Raw genomic sequence first — 21,640 nt, 5'->3', positions numbered from 1 at the left:
AAACTATCGGGGGGGCCGGTTATTTGTCCATGAATTCCGGCGCATGGCAGCTAACGCCAAAGCCGCAAATGCCGTCATTCCGGGATGCGTGCAGAGCACGCAGACCCGGAATCCATCGGGCTGCATCGTGCGTGGTGAAATGGATTCCGGGTTCGACGCTGGCGCGTCGCCCCGGAATGACGGTTTGATAGTCGTGCCCGGGTGAGCGAAGCGACCTGGGAATGATCGTCTACTTAGTCGGACCTTCAGAACGTCGCGCCGGCTTTCAGCAGATAGGTGCGGCCGGGCAGCGGATAGGCGCTGAAACGGCCGTCGGTGAAGGTGCTGGCAATTGCATAGTCGTAATAGAGCGCATTGAGCACGTTATTGACGCTGAACGACCAGAAGAAGCGGTCGTAGGCGCCGGAGAGCTTGAGGTCGATGGTACCGCTGGCGGGGATCACCCGTTGCGTGCCGGCCTGGTCGTTATCCATGCGGCGCGTGGTCCATACCCGGGCGGTGGCATCGAGCACCAGATAATTCCGCCAGATATTCCAGGTCACGCCGGCATTGGCCGTGTAGCGCGACACGAGCGGCACGTCCTTGCCGGCGAAGGGGCCTTCGCGGAAGATCGCGCGCGTATAGGCCATTCCCGTGCGGAACATCAGCGTATCGCTGAAACGATAGCTGATGCTGGTTTCCGAGCCATAGCGACGGGTCGGGTCGAGATTGGTGTTGAAAAAGCTGACCGGGTTGAAATGGATCTCGTTGGTAAGGTCCATGAGGTAGAAGCTGGTCTGCGTCTGCAGCGCGCCGGCCTTGATCCGGAAGCCGCCCTCGATGTCGTACGAAGTCTGGGTCTTCAGCTTGAAGGTCTGCGGGATAGGATTGAAGAACGCGTCAAAGGCGGGTCCCGAGGCGACGCGTTCGTCGACGTCGGGCGCGCGGAAGGCGCGGGCGGTACGGCCGAACACCGAGAACACATCGTTCAAGCGGTGCTCGAGGCCGAGGTGCAGCGCATGTTGCGTCTCGTTGCTGTCGAGTGGCAGCGCCTGGGTATCGAAGAACGGCGAGGTGAATGGCGCCGTTCCATCATAGCGATCGCGCGCGGACAGGTTGATATTTTGCACGCGCGCGCCATAGGACAAGTCCGTGGTGGGCGTCACGCCGAGAGTGTGCTGGAAATACCCGGCGATCGTCTGCTGGGCGAGATCGTATTTGTGCCAGGGCGCAAAGCCCTGATAGGCGCCGCGGTTCTGGTGGAACGTGGCGTCGTAATAGTCGACGCCGGTCAGAACCGAGGATGGCATACCGAACAGCGCGCTCTTGATGCTGAGGCGCGGCGTAATCGACCAGGTCTGCAGGTCCGCGTCATTATAGGTCGAGGCGAAGCTGGGAAAAGGCGTCGGGCCGAAGAATGCGCTTTGCGTCTTCTTCTGCCGCACTCCGCCGTCGACGATCAGGTCGACGCCATTCATCAGGGTCTTGGTGAAGCCGGCGGTTACGCTGGCACCCTGCTGGTTGGCGTAGTCGAACGGCGTGGCGGCGCCCCTGCGGTTGGTCGCAAGCTGGTCGAGACCGATGGAAGGATCGACCAGCCGGCCGCCCGGCAGTCGCAGCTCCTGATTGTCACCGGTCACCGTCAGGAAGGCGGTCAGGTCGGTCGAGGTGTAGTTCAGATTGCCGACGCCGTTGCGCTGGACCAATTGATTGTTGTCGCGGTAGCCGTCGCTCTTGATCACGTTGCCATAGAACGAGGTCGACCACGGGCCCGAATTGATCGCGGTCGAGACCGAACCGAGCCGGGTATTGAAAGAGCCGAAGCCGCTCTCGACGCGAAGGCTCGCCGGCGGGCCGCCCACGCCGTTCTTGGTGATGATGTTGATGACGCCGCCCACCGCGTTGTCGCCATAGAGCACCGCGCCGGAATTGCCGCGGGTGATCTCGATGCGCTCGATCGAGTCGAGGGGAATGGTGGAAAGGTCTACGTGCGCCAGGTCGATATCGTTGAGGCGCCGGCCGTTGATCAGCACTAGCGTATTCGCGGTGGCAAAGGCGCCGAAGCCGCGCAGGTCGACGCTGGTCTTGGCCCCGATGAAGCCGCCATAGAACGACTGCAGCTGCACCCCCGGCGTCTGCGCCGCTATGATTTCAGCAAGCGACTGGCCCGGGGAATGCGCGATATCGGTGGCAGTAATGATGGTGGTCGCAGTGCCGACGATGCCGTTGGACTGGACATTGCCGGCGCCCGAGCCGGCGTTGGTCGGCGTGCCGCGGGGGGCAGCTGTTTGCGAAGCTTGCTGTGCCGGGCGGCGCGCGGTCGTCTGGTTGTCGACGACGGCCCTGGCGCGGGTCCGGTTCTGGTCGCCCGGCTTGACGACCTCGATCGGCGGAAGTTGATCGGATTGAGCCTGCTGCGCACTCGCCTCGGATGCGCCCAGGCAAACGACGGGGGCAAGAAGGCTGGAAGCAAGCAGAAGCATGTGGCGCCGCTTTGCGGCTGGGCTTTGGGAAAACATGGCGAGACCTCGGCATGACGTCAGTGGCACGTCACCGCGAACGAAGCCTCACCGGTGCTTTCGCATCCAAGCGAGCCTAATGTCTGTACACCCCGACCGACATCTTCGCGTGTGACCACGGCTGACGGCAGGTCTCCTGGCTCGCGGGTCGTTACCCTTCGTCGCCTTCCCAGGACCGAGGATCCCAGTGGCCTAAAGACGAAAGATTCGCCGCTTACAGTTGCGGGGGCAGCCGCGGCCTTGAGGAAGATCCCTCGCACCGCGTTCCCATTTGATCCCCAAAATGGGGGAACCGTCGCGGTCATCTAGAAGGCGGAGCTGCGAAGAGTCAATCCCGGCGGAGTGGGCCGCCGGGAGGATGATGGTACGCCTTTTGTTCGATCGCAGGCTTGTGCCGGCTGTCAGTCCCTGTATGAGCTTCGCCGCAATGGATGATCGGATGAGCGTCGAGAACGTCATGACGGGAGCGGATGCCGCCTCGCGCCGGCGCGCGAGCGTGACGGCGGGGCTCGTCGTCCTCGTCCTTCTGCTCATGCTGGTCTCGCTCGGAATCGGCGCGGTCCGCCTGTCGCCGCTTGTGGTCATCGACGCATTGTTCGGCGGCGGCAGCGATGTGGCGCAGGTGATCGTGCGCGAGATTCGCCTGCCGCGTACCATCCTCGGCTTTGCAATCGGCGCCATTCTCGGACTGTCCGGCGCCGCGTTGCAGGGACTGTTGCGCAATCCGCTGGCCTCGCCGTCGCTGTTCGGCGCGCCGCAATCGGCGGCTTTCGGCGCGGTATTGGTGATCGCGCTGGGGCTGGCGGATGTGCGCTCCTATGTGCTTCCTGTTGCTGCGATCATTGCCGCCTTCGCCTCCGTCTTCGTGCTGCTCTCGATCGCCGGCCGCAATGCCGGGCTTCTGATTCTCATCCTGGCGGGCCTTGCCATCTCGAGCCTTGCCGGCGCGGCCACTGCGCTCGTGATGAACCTGTCGCAAAATCCGTTCATCGTGCTGGAGATCGCGTTCTGGCTGCTCGGCTCGCTGGAGGACCGGAGTTTCCGCCACGTCATGCTGGCGCTGCCATTTATCGCACTGGGCGCGGTCATTCTCTTCAGCCAGCGCAACGCGTTTCGGGCACTGAGTCTGGGAGAAGAGGCGGCGCAAAGCCTCGGCGTCGATGTCGGCCGTTTGCGGCTCCTGGTCATTGTCGGCGTTGCGCTGGGCGTCGGCGGCGCGGTCGCAGTCTCAGGCACGATCGGCTTTATCGGCCTGGTCGCGCCGCATCTGATGCGGCCCCTGGTCGGCCACGATCCGACGCGGCTGTTGGTGCCGAGCGCCCTTGCCGGCAGCGCCCTGCTGCTTGCCGCCGACATCACCGTGCGCATCATTCCCGCAACCAGCGACATCAAGGTCGGCGTCTTGACCTCGATCATCGGCGTGCCATTCTTCCTTTACCTGATCGTGCGCGAGCGACGCGCGCTGGGTGGAGGCGTCGCATGAGCGCGCCCTTCCTCACCGCGCGGGCATTGAACGTGAGCCTCACGCATCGCGCCGTGCTGCACGAGATTTCGCTGTCGCTGTCGTCCGGCCATCTGGTCGCCCTCGTCGGCCCGAACGGTGCCGGCAAGACCACGCTGCTCAGGGCCCTGGCCGGCCTCGTGCCGGCAAGCGGCACGATCGAGGTCGGCGGCGAAGCGCTGTCTTCCCTGTCGCTGCGTGGGCGCGCCAGGCGTTTCGCCTATCTGCCGCAGGGCCACATCGTACATTGGCCGCTGCCGGCCCGCGATATCGTCGCGCTCGGGCGTTACCCCCATGGCGCCACCGACCCGGCGCGGCTGTCACCGCGCGACGCCGACGCGGTCGCTCGCGCCATGGAGGCGGCCGATGTGGTCGAATTCGCCGCGCGCCGCGCCACCGAGCTCTCCGGCGGCGAGCGCAGCCGGGTAGCGCTCGCGCGCGTGCTCGCGGTCGAGGCGCCGGTAATCCTCGCGGACGAGCCGACCTCTTCGCTCGATCCGCGGCATCAGCTCGACGTGATGCGGACGCTGCGCGGCGCCGCCGACAAGGGCGCGCTGGTGATCGTGGTCACGCACGACCTCGGCCTTGCCGCGCGCTTCGCCGATCATGTGCTGGTGCTGAGCGAGGGACGCCTCGTATCAAAGGGCACGCCTTCCGAAGCGCTTTCCGACCAGGTCATGCGCGAGGTGTTCCGCGTCAGCGCCTATCGCGCCGAGCATCAGCACGAGGTGGTGATCGTGCCGTGGGCGGACGTCTGACATGCGGCCGGGCACCGGGCCTTTGTTCGCCGTCGTGCTGCTCGCATGCAATGCATCGCTCGCTTCTGCTGCGCCGCGCATCGCCTCGATGAACGTCTGCACGGATCAACTCCTGCTCTCGCTGGCGGATCCGTCGCAGATCATGGGCCTCAGCCGTTACGCGCGGGACGATTGGCAGTCCTTCGCCGCGGGTGAAGCGCGCAGGTTTCCGGTGCTGTCGGGCGGCGCCGAGGACATCCTCATGATCGGGCCCGATATCGTGGTGGCGAGCCTGTTCGACAAGCGCGCGACGCGCGAGCTGCTCAGGCGAAACCGGATTCAGCTCGCCGAGTTCTCGGTGCCGAACACCCTGGACGAGGTCAAAGCGCAGATCCGCCGGATGGGAGAGATCACCGGCCATTCCGATCGCGCCAGTGCGGAGATTTTTCGTCTTGACGCCGCGCTGGCGCGCGCCCGCGCGGCCATCGCCGGCCGGAAGTATCGCGTGCTGCCCTTATCGCGGCGCGGGTGGGTTTCGGGAAGCGAAAGCCTGATCGGCGCGTTGTTGAAGGAAACGGGCCTGCCTAACGCGGCCGATGAACTCGGGGCCGGTTCCGGCGCTTTTGTATCGCTGGAGGCGATCATTGCGCTCAAGCCTGATATTCTGCTGGTGTCGGAGGAAGGCGATCGCGCCGAGGACGAAGGCCGCGCGCTTCTGCTGCATCCGGCGCTGGAGCGGTTCTATCCGCCTGCGAGCCGCCTTGTGATTCCGGAGCGACTTTCGGTGTGCGGCGGCGCGATGCTGGCCGATGCGCTGGACCTGTTGGTGGCGGAGCTGAAGCGGACAGGGAGATAGCGCTGTCGGCGTCGCGACGAGGCATTACGAGCTCAGGGCGCGAGGGGGCCAACTGACGGAGCTTCACATGGCCGACTATGTCGTGGAATTCGGCAAGGACGGCGGACGGCCCGAGCCGGACGGCCGCCTCGATGCATCCGCGTTTCATCGCAACCACCAGCCGATCTGGGCGGTGCTGGAGAAGTTCCTGATCGGCCGCGCTGGCGACGTGCTGGAAGCCGGCAGCGGCACCGGACAGCATGTCGTCTACTTCGCCGCTCATTCCCCCGACATCACGTGGTGGCCGAGCGACTTCAACGACAACCACCTGAAAAGCATCGAAGCGTGGCGCGTGCATTCGGGGCTCTCGAACATCCGTCCCCCGCTGCGGATCGATCTGACCGATCCCGCCTGGTGTCCCGAGATGACCGACGGGCGCGGCCCGCGGGACCTGGTGGCGGTGTTCTGCGCCAACGTCATCCACATCGCGCCCTGGCGCGTCGCCGAGGGGCTGTTCGCAGGCGCCGCTCGCTGCCTGCGCGCCGATGGCAGGCTCTTTCTCTATGGCCCCTTCAAGCGCGACGGCAAGCACACCGCCGTCAGCAACGCGGTTTTCGACACGTCCCTGCGCGAGGCCAATCCCGAATGGGGCGTCCGCGACAACGCCGAGGTTGAAAGGCTGGCGCAGAGCGTCGGCCTCGCCTTGATCGAAACGACCGAAATGCCGGCCAACAATCTCGTGCTGACCTTCGCCCGTAACGGTCTCTGACTGAAGTGCATAGGGCACGTCCGTTTGCGCAGGTTGATTACGTTGCGCGATGCTCTAATAGTGCCGCCAAGAAACAGAAGACCCGACGGGTCTGTTCGGGCGGGACTGCCGATGCTTGACGTGACTGCACGTACCGAGATTGCCGACGATGCCCGCGTGCGGGCCAATGTGGTGCGGCTGGCGGCGGCGCAGGCGCTCACCGGTGCCAATTCGGCGGTGATCTTCGCCACCGGATCGATCATCGGCGCGACGATTGCTCCCGATATGTCGCTCGCGACGGTGCCGCTCTCGATGTACGTGCTGGGGCTCGCGGTGGGCACGCTGCCGACCGGGGCGATTTCCCGCGCCTATGGCCGCCGCGTCGCCTTTATCATCGGGACCGGCTGCGGCACGCTCACCGGCCTGCTTGGCTCGTTTGCGATCATGCGCGGCTCGTTCGTGCTGTTCTGCCTCGCAACGTTCCTGGGCGGTCTTTATGGCGCGGTCGCCCAATCGTATCGCTTTGCCGCCGCTGACGATGCAAGCGCCGCCTATCGGCCCAAGGCCATCTCGTGGGTGCTGGCGGGAGGGGTGTTTGCCGGCGTCCTGGGTCCGCAGCTCGTGCAGTGGACCATGGATATCTGGCAGCCTTATCTCTTCGCCTTCAGCTTCCTGGTCCAGGCGGCGGTGGCGCTGGTGGCGATGGGCATTGTGGCAGGGGTCGACCTGCCGAAGCCGGCTGCGTCGGATCTGCATGGCGGGCGTCCGCTGTGGCAGGTGGTGCGGCAGCCGCGTTTCATCGCCGCCGCGCTGTGCGGCGCCATCTCCTATCCCGTGATGAACCTGGTGATGACGTCGGCGCCGCTGGCGATGCAGCTGTGCGGTCTTTCCGTCAGCGATTCCAATTTCGGTATCCAATGGCACATTGTCGCGATGTACGGGCCCAGCTTCTTCACCGGCGCGCTGATCGGCCGTTTCGGCGCGCCCCTCATCGTCACCGCAGGCTTGCTGATGGAGGCGGCGGCCGCCGCAATCGGGCTGTCGGGCATCACCGCGATGCATTTCTGGGTCTCGTTGTTCGTGCTGGGTGTGGGGTGGAATTTCAGCTTCATCGGCGCGTCCGCGCTGGTGCTGGAGACGCACCTGCTGCAGGAACGCAACAAGGTGCAGGCGTTCAATGATTTCGTGGTGTTCGGCATGATGGCGATCGCCTCGTTCTTGTCGGGCCAGCTGCTCGCCAACTACGGCTGGTCGACGGTAAACATGGTGGTGTTCCCGCCGGTGCTGCTCGGGCTCGCCGTTCTGCTCTTCGCCTCCTGGTCGCGGTGGCGCAGGGCGCGATTGCAGGACATGTCGGAGTTCCCTGATCCGCTCTGATTTCGGGTGGCCAGGCACGTGATGTTTCGACGAAGATCGAAGCGCTGTTGGTGTTTGCCCTGCTAGGTATGTCCTCCTGCCCGGGGCATGACGGTGCAAACGACAAGAGGCGCATGAGATGCTGGATAGTCCGCAGAACGCGCCATTCGAGGAATCCTCCCTTCGTTACGAAGGCTGGCGGATCGTTGCGGTCTGCTTCGTGATCGCGACCTTCGGCTGGGGGCTCGGGTTCTACGGCCAGAGCGTCTACGTCGCCGAGTTGTATCGCCAGCACGGCTGGCCGGCTTCGCTGATCTCCATGGGAACAACGTTTTTCTATCTGTTCGGCGCGCTCATCGTCGTTTTCGTCGGAGAGGCGATCAGGACGTTCGGCCCGCGCGCCTGCCTCCTGGCGGGAACGCTGGCGATGGCCGCGGCCGCGGTCTCGATGGGCGCGGTGCGCGAGCCCTGGCAGCTTTATGTGGCCGATGCGGTGCTTGCCTTCGGCTGGGCCGGGACCAGCCTTGCCATGATCACCAACACGGTCAGCCTCTGGTTCGACCAGAAGCGCGGCATGGCGATCAGTCTTGCGCTGAACGGCGCGAGCTTCGGCGGCATCGTCGGTGTGCCGCTCCTCGTGTACGCGATCGCGCATGTCGGGTTCTCCGGCGCGATGTTCGGCACAGCCGGATTGATGATCGTGGTGCTGGTGCCGCTCATCCTTCTTTTCGTCGGGCAACCGCCCGACCGACATGGCTGGCTCGCCCGATCGACCGCTGCGAACATGCGGTCCCCGGCGCAGGTCCGCCGCCAGGCACTGGGCGACGTCGGCTTTCTTTCGGTCGTGATCGCTTTCTCGCTGGTGCTGTTCGCCCAGGTCGGCTTCATCGTGCACCTGATCTCGTTCCTCGACCCGCTCGTCGGTCGCGAGCGCGCGGCCGTGGCGGTCGCGCTGTTGACCGCGATGGCAGTGGTCGGCCGCGTCTCGTTCTCGACCGTGATCGATCGGCTCAACCAGCGGCTTGCCTCCGCGCTCTCCTTCGTCAGCCAGGCCGGGGCGCTCGTGGTCATCATCAACCTGCACAACGACATCGTGCTGATCGCGGCCTGCGCGCTGTTCGGCTTTTCCGTCGGCAACCTGATCACGCTGCCGTCGCTGATCGTGCAACAGGAGTTCGATCCGCGCTCCTTCGGCGTGTTGATCAGCCTCGTCACCGCGATCAACCAGGTCACCTACGCCTTCGGTCCCGGCGTGGTCGGGCTGTTGCGCGATCTCTCCGGCGGCTATTCATTGCCGTTCTACGCCTGCATCGCGCTCGAGCTGGCGGCGGCGGCGCTGATCATGGTGCGCGGCCGGACCGCAATCGCGTCATTGCGAGCAAAGCGAAGCAGTCCAGAGAAGCGGTAAGACTGGATTTGCTTCGTCGCTGTCTCTCCTCGCAACGACCAGATTGATCTCTCCTGCGTCTACGCAAGCTCGGATATTTCGCCCTCCGGCAAATCGAACTCGAACGCGTTCAGCGTCATCGATACCAGCGTGTAGTAGCCGCACAGGCCGATGACCTCGACCAGCCCGCGCTCGCCGAGCAGCTTGATCGCCTCGTCGTACAATCCTTGCGACAGGCCGTGGCCCTCATGCAGCGATTTGGCGACGTCGTAGATCATCCTGGCCGTGGGATCGTCGAACTGCGGCGTGCGGCGGTCGCGGATATCGTCGATGATCTCCGGATCGAGGCCGCCCTTCAGCGCCAGTCGTTTATGAGCATACCACTCGTAATGCGAGGTCCAGTGTCGCGCAGTGACCAGAATCGCGATCTCGGATAGCTCGGCCGGAAATACGGTGTCGAAGCGCAGGACGGCACCGAGCCGCGTGGCGTGCCGCGCCATCTCCGGGCTGTTGAGCCAGGCCATCATCGGCGGAGGCGGGGCGCCGCGCCTGCCGGCGATCGATTCGTCGTACGTTTGTTTCTGGTCCTCGCTCATTTCGCCAGGCGAAAGCAGCTTCAGGCGCATCTTGGTTTCCTCTTTGTTTTCAATCCTTGGGTCCGCGCGACTATATCCGAATGCCGACTCCCGGCGTAGCGCCTGAACGCAAGAGGGGCGGGAAGATGTTGAGCGCGGAAGATGTTGAATTCCGCAGCCCGATGGCTAAGGTCGCCCGCAACGAGCGAACTCAAATTTCGGAAACGTACCATGGCTGATCTTGAACAATTCCGCCGCGAAACCCGCGCCTGGCTCGAGGCCAATTGCCCGGCCGAGATGCGGCGCCCCGCTGTCTCCGACGACGACGTGTTCTGGGGCGGCCGCAACGCCAGGTTTTCCTCCGAGCCGCAGCGCGTCTGGTTCGAGCGCATGCGCGACAAGGGTTGGACCGTGCCGGACTGGCCGCGTGAATATGGCGGCGGCGGACTGGATGCGGCCGAGACCAAGGTGTTGCGTGAGGAAATGGCGGCGATCGGCGCCCGGCTGCCGCTGTCGAGCTTCGGGATCTGGATGCTCGGCCCGGCGCTCCTGAAGTATGGCACCGAGGAGCAGAAGAAGGAACATCTGCCGAAGATCGCCGCGGGCCTGATCCGCTGGTGCCAGGGCTATTCCGAGCCGAACGCGGGTTCCGACCTCGCGTCGCTGCAGACCCGCGCGACGAGCGACGGCGATCATTTCATCATCAACGGCCAGAAGATCTGGACCTCGTACGCCAACTACGCCGACTGGATCTTCTGCCTCGTGCGCACGGATCCGAACGTCAAGAAGCACGACGGCATCAGCTTCATCCTGTTCGACATGGCCTCGAAGGGCGTCTCGACCAAGCCGATCCTCCTGATCTCCGGCTATTCGCCGTTCTGCGAAACCTTCTTCGACAACGTGCGGGTGCCGAAGTCCCATGTGGTCGGGCAGATCAACCGCGGCTGGGATGTGGCGAAGTATCTGCTGCAGCACGAGCGCGCGATGATCTCCGGCATGGGCGAGCGCGGCGCGGGACGTCCGCTCGGCCAGATCGCCGCCGATTCCGTCGGCAGCGACGGGCAGGGGCGCCTGGGCGATGCGATCCTGCGCAGCCAGATCGCGACGTTCGAGGTCGACGAGGCGGCGCTTGCCGCTGCGGCCGAACGGACGACCGATCTCGCCAAGGCGGGCCAGGCCCATCCGGCCTTCTCTTCGGCGATGAAATATTACGGCACCGAGCTCAACAAGCGCCGCCACGAGATCCTGATGTCGGCCGGCGGCATCGACGCGCTGGAATGGGAGGGTGAACGCTCCAAGGACGGCGCCCGTCCGCGCGCCTGGCTGCGCACCAAGGCCAACTCGATCGAAGGCGGAACCAGCGAGGTGATGCTCGGCATCGTTGCCAAGCGCATCCTCGACCTGCCCGGGGCTTAGAGTAACTCCTCATCCTGAGGAGCGGTCGAAGGCCGCGTCTCGAAGGATGCGTCGGCCTCATGGTTCGAGACGGCGCGATCGCGCCTCCTCACCATGAGGATCAACACCAGAATTCAGTCGAACAGTCATTTTCTCGGAGCCCGCTTATGGCCCTCGTCCTTACCGAAGAACAATCGATGCTCCGCGACAGCGCGCGCGGCCTGATCAGCGACAAGGCGCCGGTGTCGCATCTGCGGCACCTGCGCGACTCGCGCGATGCCACCGGCTTCTCCCGCGATCTATGGCAAGCTTTTGCCGAGATGGGCTTTGCCGGCCTGCTGGTGCCGGAAGAGTTCGGCGGCAGTGGGCTGGGCTGCGTCGAGGCCGGCGTCGTCATGGAGGAGATCGGCCGCACCTTGATGCCCTCGCCGTTTCTTTCGACCGGCGTCGTCGCCGCCTCCGCGCTCGCCCGCGCCGGCAATGCTGCGCAGAAGTCCGAATATCTGCCGAAGATCGCCTCCGGCGCGCTACTGGCGAGCCTGGCCGTCGACGAAGGCGCCAAGCATCGCCCGTTGCAGACCAGCCTGCAGGCATCTCGCTCCGGCAACGGGTTCAAGCTCAACGGCGCCAAGGCGCTGGTGGTCGACGGCCATGTCGCTGATCTTCTGATCGTTGCGGCGCGCACTGCCGGCTCGGCCGGCGAGCGTGACGGGCTGACGCTGTTCCTGATCAATCCCAGGGCCAAGGGCATCGCCATCGAGCGCACCGTCATGGTCGACGCTCATAACGCGGCACGGATCGAGTTCAACAATGTGGAGGTCGACGTCGACGGCGTGCTCGGCGAAGTCGACCAGGGCTTTGCGCCGCTCGACGTCGTGCTCAACATCGGCAGCGGCGCGGTCGCTTCCGAAATGGTCGGCCTGAGCGAAGAGGTGTTCGGTCGCACCGTCGAGTACCTGAAGCAGCGCAAGCAGTTCGGCAAGCCCATCGGCGAGTTCCAGGCCCTGCAGCACCGCGCCGCCCAGCTCTATATCGACATCGAGATCACCCGCGCGGCAGTCTTGAAGGCTCTGCAGACGCTTGACGGCGATTTCGCCAACGCCGCCGCGGCGGTCGCGGTTGCCAAGGCGCGAGCCGGGGTGACCGCAACACGCGCCGTGCAGGAGGGCGTGCAGATGCATGGCGGCATGGGCATGACCGACCAGTTCGACATCGGCTTCTTCATGAAGCGGGCTCGCGTCTGCGAGGAGCTGTTCGGCGATGCCAATTTCCACGCCGAGCAGCTGGCGCGGGCAAGGGGGTATTGAGACTGTATCCCCTCATGGTGAGGAGCCGCGCTCTCGCGCGGCGTCTCGAACCATGAGGCCCGATACGGGCCTCCATTCTTCGAGACGCGCTTTCGCGCTCCTCAGGGATGAGGTGAGACGCCGATATCTGCGGCTGCAAAAGTCAATGCCCGGCACAAGGCCGGGCATGACGATGATTGGCAGGACTGCTATCGAGCTTCCGGGTTCGCGCTGATGCGCGCCCCCGGAATGAGGTCACCTGATCGGCGGCGCGTATTGAACTCCGCCCGCGTTCCAGAGCTGGTTCATCCCTCGCGGGATCTTCAGCTTGGAGCCGCTTCCGATGTTGCGGTCATACATCTCGCCGTAATTGCCGACGTGGCGGATGATGCGCGCCGCCCAATCTTTGGTAAGCCCGAGCTGCTCGCCGTAGTTGCCGTCGGTGCCGACCAGGCGCATCACCTCGGGCTTCTTCGACTTCATCGCCTCGTCGATATTCTTCGAGGTGACGCCGAGCTCCTCGGCATTGATCATCGCATACAGCGTCCACTTGACGATCATCATCCAGTCGTCGTCGCGCTGGCGCACCACCGGAGCCAGCGGCTCCTTGGAGATCATGTCGGGAAGGATGCTGTGGTCGCCGGGCTTGGTCAGGTTGAGCCGCAGCGCGTAAAGCTGCGAGACGTCCGCGGTCAAGGTGTCGCATTTGCCGGAATCGTAGGCTTTGACCACGTCGTCCAGCTTGTCGAACTTCACCTCTTCATACTTTATGTTGTTGGCACGGAAATAGTCGGTGAGATGGAGCGCCGTGGTCGTTGCCGACTGCACGCAGACCTTGCTGCCGGAAAGGTCCAACGCCGAATCGATGTTGCGCGAACGCGGCAGCATGAATCCCGCGCCGTCATAGTAGGCGACCGCCGGGAAATAGAGGTCGTATTCGAGCTCGCGCGCCATGCTCCAGGTCGAGTTGCGCGAGAGGATGTCCACTTTCCGGCTCTGCAGCTCCTTGAAGCGCTCGTTGGCATCGAGCGCAATGAACCTGGCCTTGTTCGGATCATTGAAGATCGCCGCCGCCACCGCGCGGCAGAAATCGACGTCAAAGCCGGTCCACCCGCTCTCATTGTCGGGCATGCTGGCGGTGTCGTCGCGATAGGAGAAGCCCGGCAGGCCCTTGTTGACGCCGCACAGCACATCGCCGCGGCGGACCGTCCGCTTCAAGGTGCGCGTGTCGTATCTTTCATAGGTAACGGCCACAGCGGCAACCAGAATGGCGACCGCAAGCCCGATCAGCAGGCCGCCTCGAAATGTGCGCATGATTTGTCTCTCAATGGAAGGATAAGAACGGGCTGGAGCCTGAGCCTAGAGCTCGGGCTTCTGCCGTACGATGACCTTGGTGCCGACCGGGACGCGGTCATAGAGGTCCATCACGTCGGCATTGACCAGCCGGAAGCAGCCGGAGGAGACGGCGGTGCCGATGGTGTCAGGCCGGTTGGTGCCGTGAATCCGGTAGACCGTGGTGCCGAGATACATGGCGCGGGCGCCGAGCGGATTGCCCGGGCCGCCCGCCATGAAGCGCGGCAGATATGGCTGGCGCTGGATCATCTCCGGCGGCGGCGTCCAGTCGGGCCACTCCGCCTTTTTCGTGATGTTCATAAGGCCCTGCCATTGGAAGCCCTGGCGTCCCACTCCGATGCCGTAACGGATGGCGCGCCCGCCGGGCTGGACCAGATAAAGATGGCGCTCGGCAGTCGAGACGATGATCGTGCCTGGCGCTTCGGTGGTACGATAATACACGACCTGCTTGCGCCATTCGGGATCCTGCTGGTAGCTGTCGTCCGCGATCAGGCCGGGCTGGTCGCCGACGTCAGGCTGCTGGGCGCGACTTGGCGCGATCGAGATCGTCAGGCCGACCGCGGCCATCATCATCCAGCTCAGGTGACGAAATTTCGTCATGAAGCGCTTCTCCCCGCTGCCAAGGCAAATCATAAAAACCATCAAATCTCAGGGCCAGCTTGATGGCAAGTTGATGGCGGGCGGAGCTTATATGGCACGCGAATGCCTCGCGAGCCCTCGTCGCAATTCTTTCTCGCCATCGATCCGATTGGGAGAGAGAGCCGGGCGCGTGGACGATCTGCGCGGTGAAATAATACAAAACGACCCGGAAGGGGGCATCCCGTCCGGGTCGCTGGAGGTCCTTGGGAGGTTTAACCAAAACCGTGTGAGGATCTGTATAGGGGGCGAGTTTTTCCAGGTGATGTTGCCGTTTGTTTCAATTGTTTCGTGGCCGGTAATTTCTGGACCCCTGGTCTCGAGGCGGATTGTTGCCTCGATTACCCTCTAAGGCATTGCAAGTGCTGGTATTCAGGCGGCAAACCGATCGACGCCGGCACCCTTAAGCAAGTCGGCCAGCTGCTTGCGGGCGTAGAACATGCGCGTCTTCACCGTGCTCTGTGGGATACCGATGATCTGGCCGACCTCCTCCACCGACTTCTCATGGTAGTAGACGAGGTTGATGATCTCGCGGTGCGCCGGCGACAGCTTGGCCACGCAGGCGCGCAGAATGGCTCTGGTGTCGGTGCGATCCAGCGAAGTTTCCGGCGTGTCCGCCTGGTCGGGAATTTCCCTCACGTCCTCCTGGTCGAGGTCCTCGAAGCGCCGCTGGCGCAGTGCGGTCAGCGCCTTGTAACGCGCAATCGACAACAGCCAGGTCGAGACCTGCGAGCGCCCCTGGAAATGCCTGGCGGTACGCCACACGTCGAGGAAGACCTGGCTGACAAGATCTTCAGCCGTGGTGGCATCGCGCACGATGCGCAGGATGAAGCGGTAGACGCGCAGGTTGTGACGGCAATAGAGGGTGTGCATGGCCGTGCGGCTGCCCCCGGCAATACTCTCCAACAGCATGTCGTCCGATGTCACCTGAGCAGCGATGATGCCTTGGCTGGCTTTTGCATTGATGGCGACGACGTTCTGCATGACACGCTCCCCTTGGCGCCGCGACCGGCGGCGTTTGTTGGGCGGAGTGTTAATGAGCGAACGTTTCGGGACGTCTCCACGAGAAGCGGAAAATGGTTTCGTCGCCGGCCGAATTGTTTCGTCGCACCCCGGACGACGAAACAATCGGGACATAAATGCGAGTGATTTCAATTAGCGAAAGACTGGGGAGTCGGCATGCGGCTTGTCGGAACGAATCGCCGCCTGAGCGAGCGGTATTGCAGCGAGCCCAGAAGGCTGAATTGGCCGGGCACGTCCTGCGCGGTCCTGAACAGAATTTGAGTGAGGCCAAGACAAGGGGTAGGCAGGGATTGTTTCCTCAAGGGGCACGCTCATGACCACACCGACAGGCAGGCACGTCGTCATCATCGGAGCCGGCGCTGTCGGCGTCATCAGCGGAATCGAGGCGTTGCGCGACGGACACCGCGTTACGCTGGTTGATCCGGGCGAGCCCGGCGGCACGCAGGCGGCGAGCTATGGCAACGCCGGTTGGCTATCGTCCCATTCGGTGATTCCGCCATCGGAGCCGGGCATCTGGAAAAAGGTCCCGGGCTACTTGATCGATCCGCTCGGCCCGCTGGCCATTCGTTGGTTGTATCTGCCGAGAGCGTTGCCTTGGCTGATCCAGTACCTGCTCTCGGGCTGGACAGAAGCCAGGGTCGAGAAGACGGCACGTGCCCTGCGTACTCTCCTGAAGGACGCGCCGGCCCTGCACAAGAAGCTGGCGGAAGAGGCCGGCGTCGGCGACATGATTGAGCGCAACGGGCTGCTGCACGTCTTCACTTCGCGCGCGCCGTTCGATGCCGACCTCGGCTGGCGTATTCGCAAGCGCGTTGGCATCGAATGGCTCGAGCTTTCCGCCGAGGAACTGCGCCAGCGCGAGCCTGATCTCAATCCGCGCTACACCTTTAGTGTGCTGGTGGAAGAGGCCGGGCGCTGCCGCAACCCCGGCGGCTACGTCGCCGCGCTCGCCGCTCACGCTGTCGCCAACGGGGCCACGCACGTTTCAGCCAGGGCGACCGGCTTAAGACTCGCGGGCGACAAGCTGGTCGCGGTTCTCACTGAAACCGGCGAGATCGCGTGTGATGCGGCAGTGATCGCCGCCGGGGCGCGTTCGAAGCACCTCGCCGCGTCCGTCGGCGATCGGCTGCCGCTTGAAACCGAGCGCGGCTATCACGTCATCGTCGAAAATGCGGAGATCGGTCCGCGCACCTCGATGATGGCCGCCGATCTCAAGATCATCGTCAATCCGACCGATACGGGGCTGCGCGCCGCCGGGCAGGTCGAGATCGGAGGCCTCGATGCCGCACCCAACTGGAAGCGCGCCGATATTCTGCGCGAGAGCCTGATCAGCATGTTTCCCAAGCTGCCGAGGTCTTTTCCGGCCTCATCCGTCAAGACCTGGCTCGGTCATCGTCCAAGCATGCCGGACGGGCGCCCCTGCATCGGCCATGCGCGGGCTTCGCGCGACATTGTCTATGCATTCGGGCACGGTCATATCGGTCTCGGCAGTTCGGCCCGCACCGGCCGTCTGGTCGCGCAGCTCTTGAGCGGTCGTGAACCGGAGATCCCGCTCACGCCGTTCGCACCGGAGCGCTTCCTCTAACTCAATTCGCCCAAGGCGCGATCGTCACGCCTTCTCGCCGGCCGGCGAAAACAGGTAACCGCCGCCGCGGATGGTGCGGATGACGGCGGGCTTGGTCGGGTCGGGCTCGATCTTGCGCCGGATGCGCATGATGCGCAGGTCGACCGCGCGGTCGAATGCCTCGGCATCCCTGGCATTCGCAAGCTCGAGCAGCCGCTCACGCGACAGCACCCGTTTCGGGTTCGCCGCGAACACCTTGAGCAGGCCGAATTCGGAAGCGGTCAGCGGATGTTCGTTGCCCTCGTCGTCGCGCAGCGCCTGGGCCTCCAAGTCGAGCCATTTGGTCCCGAAGCGCACCAGTTGCTCCTTGGCCGACTTTGCCGCCGATTCCGCCACCGCGGCCTTGGCCGGCCCGCTCCGCCGCAGCACCGAGCGGATGCGCGCCATCAGTTCGCGCAATTCGCAGGGCTTTGCCACATAGTCGTCGGCGCCGAGCTCGAGCCCGACCACCCGGTCGATCGGGCTTGCGGTTGCGGTGAGCATGATGACCGGCACGTTGGTGCGGCTCTTCAAGTCACGGATGATCGAAAGCCCGTCCTCTTCCGGCATGTTGAGGTCGAGCACGACGAGGTCGGGCACGCCCTTCTCGATTTCGGCACGCAGGCTCTTGCCGCCGTCGCAGAGCGTGACGGTAAAGCCGTGCATCTTGAGGTAATCTCCGACCATCTCGCGGGCCGGAGCCTCGTCATCGACAATCATGATGTGCTGGCTTTTGGTCATGACATCTCGGTCGCGGGTAAGGTGATGGTGAACGTCGATCCCTTTCCGGGGCCATCGCTACGGGCGGTCACCTGGCCGCCATGCATGTCGATAATACGCTTGAGGATGGAAAGCCCAAGGCCGGTCGAGCTTTCGCCCGCCGTCGGCTTGGCGGACAGCCGCTGGAACCGGCCGAACAGCCGGCCGAGGTCCTCCGGCGACAGGCCGGCGCCTTCGTCGCTGACGTGGACGATCGTGTTGTCGCCCTCCCGGGCGGCGGTGACGGTGATCTTGCCGCCGATCGGACTGTACTTGACGGCATTGCTGATGAGGTTGTCGATCGCCTCCCTGATCCGGTCCGCATCGCACATGGTGACGAGATTCGTCGGCGCGGTGACAGTGACCTTCTGCTGCTTGTTCATCGCGAGCGGCTGGTTGGCCTCCGCCACCTCATTGACCAGCGCCGCGACATCGACCGGCTCGCGGCGGATGGTGATGTCGAAGGCATCGGCCATGGCGTCCGAGATCAGGTGGTCGACCATGGTGGTCAGCCGCTTGGTCGCGTCGCGGATGTGGTCGATCTGGGCGGTGATGCCGGCCTCGGACGCAGCGGTCGCGATCAGCTCCTTCAGCATCTCGGTGCGGCCGAGAATCACGCCCAGCGGATTCTTCAGGTCGTGGGCGACCGTGCCGAGGATCTCGTTCTTGAAGCCGTTGGCACGCTGCAGCCTCAGCCACTGTGCCGACAGCCGCCGGTTGGCCTGCATCAGGGCGCGGGTGCGCTGGGCGACGCGGTCCTCCAGCTGTGTGTTGGCCTCCTGCAGCTGCTGGTAAAGTATGACGTTGTCGAAGGCGATCGAGAGGCGGCTCGAGAAGATTTCCACCAGCGAGCGATCGGTTTCCGACAGCGGACGCTCCGCCTGCAGCAGGACGACGACCTCGCGGCCGCTGCCGGTTCGCAAGTATAGCACGCTGCGATGATCAGCGAATTCGTTCTTGCGGCGCTGGAATGCCGCCTCGACCAGCTCCCGCAGGTCGGGATCGAGCGCCTTGGAGGAAGTGGTGCCGATGAACCGGCTGTAGCAGCCGCTCCCGGCGAGCACGGAGAAATCCGCCCCCGACGAGCTGCCATCGTCGCGCAGCACCAGGATGCCGGCGCAGTCGACGTTGAGGAGCGAGGCGAGCTGCGTCAGCACGCCTTCCGCGAGGCGCTGCATCGACTTGAAATCGTATAAGGTGGAGGCGGCGTCGATGATGATCTCGAGGCCCCGCCTCGTCTGCATCATGCGCTCGAGCTGCTGGTAGGAGCGCAGCGCCGCCGTCAGCGAGGTGAACAGCTTGTCCGCCGTCAGCTCGGTCTTGGCCTTGTAGTCGTTGATATCATACTGGACGATCACGCGCCGTTCCGGCGCCTGGCCCGGCTGGCCGGTGCGCAGGATGATTCGCACGGTCTCGTTCTTGAGCTCGCTGCGGATGTATTCCACGAGCTCGAGCCCGGCGATGTCGGTCTCCATGATCACGTCGAGCAGCACGGCGGCAATGTCGGGGTGCTCGCGCATCAGCTTGCGGCCTTCCGCCGCGGAATAAGCGGAGAGGATTTCCAGGCCCTGGCCGTTCAGGCTGTAGTCGGACAGCGCAAAGCGCGTGCCGTCATGCACCGCCGCGTCGTCATCGATGACGGCGATCTTCCATTTGCGTGCGGACGAATCCTCCCGGGCGAGGCCGGTATCTTCGATCAGTTGGAGGACATCGTCCTGTTCGGCCATTGAGAAGTTCCGTCCGTCTCGGTGCTTGCTGGGCCACCCTTGGCGACCCGCGGCATAATAATGCGAAATGTGGTGCCTTGTCCCGGCTTTGACTCGAGCATCATCCGCCCGCCGAGCTGCTGGGTCACGAGGTTATAGACGATATGAAGGCCAAGGCCGGTGCCGCCTTCATTGCGCCGCGTGGTAAAGAAAGGGTCAAAGGCCTGGCGCTGGACCTCGGGCGTCATGCCGGCGCCGTCGTCGGCAAAGATGATCTCGACGTCGTCCGGCCCGCGCGGCCGTGCCGAGAGCGTAATGGTTCCGGAGCGTCCGTCGCCGAAGGCGTGCTTGACGGTGTTGAGAAAGAGATTGGTCAGGATCTGGCCGTAGGAGCCGGGATAACCGTCAAGGATCAGCCCCTCGGGCACGTCGACCGACAGCTTGATGGGCGAGCGCTTGAGGACCGGACGAAGGCTCGCGATGATCTGGTCGGTCGCTTCGGCGAGCGAGAACTGCCGCCGCTCGGCGTGCGAGCGATCGACGGCGACCTGCTTGAAGGACTGGATCAGTTCGCCGGCGCGCTGCAGGTTGGCGACAAGCTGCTGCGAGGCGTCGTGGGAGGCCTGGACAAAGTCTTCCAGCTGCGAGCGGCGCAGCGAGCCGTCGGATCTCAGCTGGGCCCCGAACATCTCGCTGCGCCGGGCGAAGCTGGATGCGACCGTCAGGCTGATGCCGATCGGGTTGTTGACCTCGTGGGCGACGCCCGCGACGAGGCCGCCGAGCGCGGCCAGCCGCTCGGCGTCGATCAGGTTCTGCTGCGCAGTAGAGAGCTCGAGCAGGGCGCTTTCTGCCTTCTCCTTCGACGCTCGCAATTCGTCCTCGGCCTTGCGCCGGGCGATGGCGTTCTCGCGGAACACCTCGACCGCCCGCGCCATCGCCCCCACTTCGTCGCGTGCCTGGGTGCCTTGCACCTCACGGCCGAGATCGCCCTGCATGATCGCGCGCATCGCCGTCATGATCTGTTGGAGCGGCAGCCGGATCGACAGCGCGATCAGCACACCCACGGTCAGGATGATGCCGAGGAAGAAGATGGCGATCGAAAGCACCCGGCGCGAGATGTCGGACAGCGTGCGGTCGAACGTTTCCTGAGCCTTCTGCTCGCGCTGGCGCATCTTGGTCGACAGTTCGTCGATGGCGCCGATCGCGTCGGCCTGGCTCGCGTCGATCTTGGTGCGGAGCAGCTCGGTGCGGTTCGCAAGCTGTTCGGTGAGCCTGGTGAAGCCTTCGCGCAGCGCCGCGGTCCGGGCGGCGAGCTTCTTGAGCGCCTCGCGCTGCAGCTCGTTATCGCCAAATTGGAGCATCACCGGAATCGTCTTTTCGATGGTCTCGGTGTTGCGTCGGGCGTCCTCGGCCGATGCGCTGGCCAGCGACAGGTAATAGGAGTTGACCGCCACCAGCACGGCGGTGAAGGCCTCGCGGGATCTTCCCAGCGGAGGCCAGATCGAAGCGTCGCGGCGGCCAGTGGCGCCCTCGATGACGGAATAGAGCCCTGCCATGTCCCTGGCGGGGCCGAGCACCTGGTCCTCGTAGGTCCTGGCGATGGTGGCCTGGAGGGCGCGCAATTCGCCAAAGCCGTTGAGGAAGCGCTCGGTCGCGCGTTCCAGTTCCGCTACCGAGCCCGAGAGTACCGGATCCTTGGAGGCACGGTTGGTGAGCGTGCCGAGCACGGTCTCGCGCAGCAGCAGGATCTCCGCGAACAGGTCGGGGCTCGGTTGGTTGATGTAGCGATGGATAAGGTTCTGCAGGCGGCTGGTTTCGCTCCCGAGCAGCGCCAGGATCTTGTCGGATTCACGGACCTGGCGCACGTCGTCCCAGGCCGAGGCCAGCACCTGGGCGCCGTTCCAGATCAAGGCGGCCAGCACCAGCACGACGGCGGAATTGATGCCGGCGATCGACAGGATGCGCCAGCGGATCGGCACCGCACGTAGCAGGCGGACGATGCGCGCGCGCAGCCCTCCGACCGGACCCGGCGGCCGTTCCGCAACATCGCTGTGCCCGGACGCTGCCAAGACGGTTCACTCCACCTTGCGAATGCACTGGATCAAGGCGGCGGAAGCAGGATCGCCCTGCGCCCTGGCATGGACTTCGGCCATCGACACACTGACAAACTCAACCCCTTGGTGATGAAGTCTATGGCGACAAGGAAAGGTTCAACGCCGGGCAGGCCGCAACGGAACCGGCT

Annotated in this window: 18 protein-coding genes and 1 riboswitch; of the genes, 10 read left to right on the top strand and 8 right to left on the bottom strand. The window is 64.5% G+C overall.

The annotated features are described in order from the left end of the window. Positions 1-245: 245 nt before the first annotated feature. On the bottom strand, positions 246-2,462 hold the full coding sequence (locus tag HY852_RS14305; RefSeq protein ID WP_291605402.1) for a TonB-dependent receptor: 2,217 nt from the start codon (positions 2,460-2,462) through the stop codon (positions 246-248). A 144-nt stretch (positions 2,463-2,606) separates the two neighbouring features. Continuing rightward, a riboswitch (cobalamin riboswitch) is annotated at positions 2,607-2,810 on the bottom strand. 127 nt (positions 2,811-2,937) lie between these two features. Here HY852_RS14305 and HY852_RS14300 point away from each other — a divergent pair. The 6 genes from HY852_RS14300 (at position 2,938) to HY852_RS14275 (ending at position 9,083) form a co-directional block, all read left to right on the top strand. Next, positions 2,938-3,981, top strand: a complete 1,044-nt coding sequence (locus HY852_RS14300; protein ID WP_291605401.1) for an iron ABC transporter permease — start codon at positions 2,938-2,940, stop codon at positions 3,979-3,981. Beyond that, on the top strand, positions 3,978-4,757 hold the full coding sequence (locus HY852_RS14295) for an ABC transporter ATP-binding protein (RefSeq protein ID WP_291605400.1): 780 nt from the start codon (positions 3,978-3,980) through the stop codon (positions 4,755-4,757). The genes HY852_RS14300 and HY852_RS14295 overlap by 4 nt, the downstream gene beginning before the upstream one ends. A 1-nt stretch (position 4,758) precedes the next feature. Continuing rightward, positions 4,759-5,592, top strand: coding sequence for an ABC transporter substrate-binding protein (locus HY852_RS14290; protein ID WP_291605399.1), 834 nt, complete (start codon positions 4,759-4,761; stop codon positions 5,590-5,592). A 67-nt stretch (positions 5,593-5,659) separates the two neighbouring features. Further along, positions 5,660-6,340, top strand: coding sequence for a DUF938 domain-containing protein (locus HY852_RS14285; RefSeq protein WP_291605398.1), 681 nt, complete (start codon positions 5,660-5,662; stop codon positions 6,338-6,340). A gap of 111 nt (positions 6,341-6,451) precedes the next feature. Next, entirely contained in the window at positions 6,452-7,696 is a 1,245-nt protein-coding gene (locus tag HY852_RS14280) for an MFS transporter (protein WP_291605397.1), read from the top strand. A gap of 118 nt (positions 7,697-7,814) precedes the next feature. After that, the gene (locus HY852_RS14275; RefSeq protein ID WP_291605396.1) at positions 7,815-9,083 is read left to right on the top strand and encodes an MFS transporter; all 1,269 of its coding nucleotides are present in this window, start codon (positions 7,815-7,817) and stop codon (positions 9,081-9,083) included. A 59-nt stretch (positions 9,084-9,142) separates the two neighbouring features. On the opposite strand, the gene HY852_RS14270 is transcribed toward HY852_RS14275, so the two are convergent. Then, positions 9,143-9,688 (bottom strand): carboxymuconolactone decarboxylase family protein, encoded by a 546-nt coding sequence (locus tag HY852_RS14270; RefSeq protein ID WP_291605395.1) that lies wholly within the window; start codon positions 9,686-9,688, stop codon positions 9,143-9,145. A 180-nt stretch (positions 9,689-9,868) separates the two neighbouring features. On the opposite strand from HY852_RS14270, the gene HY852_RS14265 reads away from it, so the two are divergent. Further along, the gene (locus HY852_RS14265) at positions 9,869-11,053 is read left to right on the top strand and encodes an acyl-CoA dehydrogenase family protein (RefSeq protein WP_291605394.1); all 1,185 of its coding nucleotides are present in this window, start codon (positions 9,869-9,871) and stop codon (positions 11,051-11,053) included. A gap of 146 nt (positions 11,054-11,199) precedes the next feature. Further along, complete coding sequence (locus HY852_RS14260) at positions 11,200-12,339, top strand: acyl-CoA dehydrogenase family protein (protein WP_291605393.1); 1,140 nt, start codon at positions 11,200-11,202, stop codon at positions 12,337-12,339. Positions 12,340-12,573: 234 nt separating this feature from the next. Here HY852_RS14260 and HY852_RS14255 read toward each other — a convergent pair whose 3' ends face one another. Both HY852_RS14255 and HY852_RS14250 read right to left on the bottom strand, forming a co-directional pair. Beyond that, entirely contained in the window at positions 12,574-13,632 is a 1,059-nt protein-coding gene (locus HY852_RS14255) for an amino acid ABC transporter substrate-binding protein (RefSeq protein WP_291605392.1), read from the bottom strand. Between the two features lie 45 nt (positions 13,633-13,677). Continuing rightward, positions 13,678-14,271, bottom strand: a complete 594-nt coding sequence (locus HY852_RS14250) for a L,D-transpeptidase (RefSeq protein WP_291605391.1) — start codon at positions 14,269-14,271, stop codon at positions 13,678-13,680. Between HY852_RS14250 and HY852_RS14245 the strand changes: the two genes are divergently transcribed. After that, complete coding sequence (locus HY852_RS14245; RefSeq protein WP_291605389.1) at positions 14,270-14,659, top strand: hypothetical protein; 390 nt, start codon at positions 14,270-14,272, stop codon at positions 14,657-14,659. The genes HY852_RS14250 and HY852_RS14245 overlap by 2 nt on opposite strands. Before the next feature lie 20 nt (positions 14,660-14,679). On the opposite strand, the gene HY852_RS14240 is transcribed toward HY852_RS14245, so the two are convergent. Beyond that, positions 14,680-15,291, bottom strand: coding sequence for a sigma-70 family RNA polymerase sigma factor (locus tag HY852_RS14240; protein WP_291605388.1), 612 nt, complete (start codon positions 15,289-15,291; stop codon positions 14,680-14,682). Positions 15,292-15,643: 352 nt separating this feature from the next. Between HY852_RS14240 and HY852_RS14235 the strand changes: the two genes are divergently transcribed. Next, positions 15,644-16,915: an FAD-binding oxidoreductase gene (locus tag HY852_RS14235; protein ID WP_291605387.1), complete on the top strand. Its 1,272-nt coding sequence runs from the start codon at positions 15,644-15,646 to the stop codon at positions 16,913-16,915. A gap of 24 nt (positions 16,916-16,939) precedes the next feature. Here HY852_RS14235 and HY852_RS14230 read toward each other — a convergent pair whose 3' ends face one another. From HY852_RS14230 to HY852_RS14220, 3 genes are read right to left on the bottom strand one after another with little or no spacing between them, the layout of a single operon-like run. After that, on the bottom strand, positions 16,940-17,674 hold the full coding sequence (locus HY852_RS14230) for a response regulator (RefSeq protein WP_291605386.1): 735 nt from the start codon (positions 17,672-17,674) through the stop codon (positions 16,940-16,942). Then, positions 17,671-19,419, bottom strand: a complete 1,749-nt coding sequence (locus HY852_RS14225) for a DUF3369 domain-containing protein (RefSeq protein ID WP_291605385.1) — start codon at positions 19,417-19,419, stop codon at positions 17,671-17,673. Before HY852_RS14225 ends, HY852_RS14230 begins: the two co-directional genes overlap by 4 nt. After that, positions 19,389-21,467 carry a HAMP domain-containing sensor histidine kinase gene (locus HY852_RS14220; protein WP_291605384.1) on the bottom strand — a complete coding sequence of 693 codons (2,079 nt, stop codon included), beginning with the start codon at positions 21,465-21,467 and terminating at the stop codon, positions 19,389-19,391. Before HY852_RS14220 ends, HY852_RS14225 begins: the two co-directional genes overlap by 31 nt. Between the last annotated feature and the right edge of the window lie 173 nt (positions 21,468-21,640).

Source organism: Bradyrhizobium sp. (genome assembly GCF_016213215.1).
Lineage (GTDB): Bacteria > Pseudomonadota > Alphaproteobacteria > Rhizobiales > Xanthobacteraceae > Bradyrhizobium.
The sequence above is the reverse complement of the archived record's forward strand: the minus strand, read 5'-3'. Positions and strand labels throughout refer to the sequence as shown.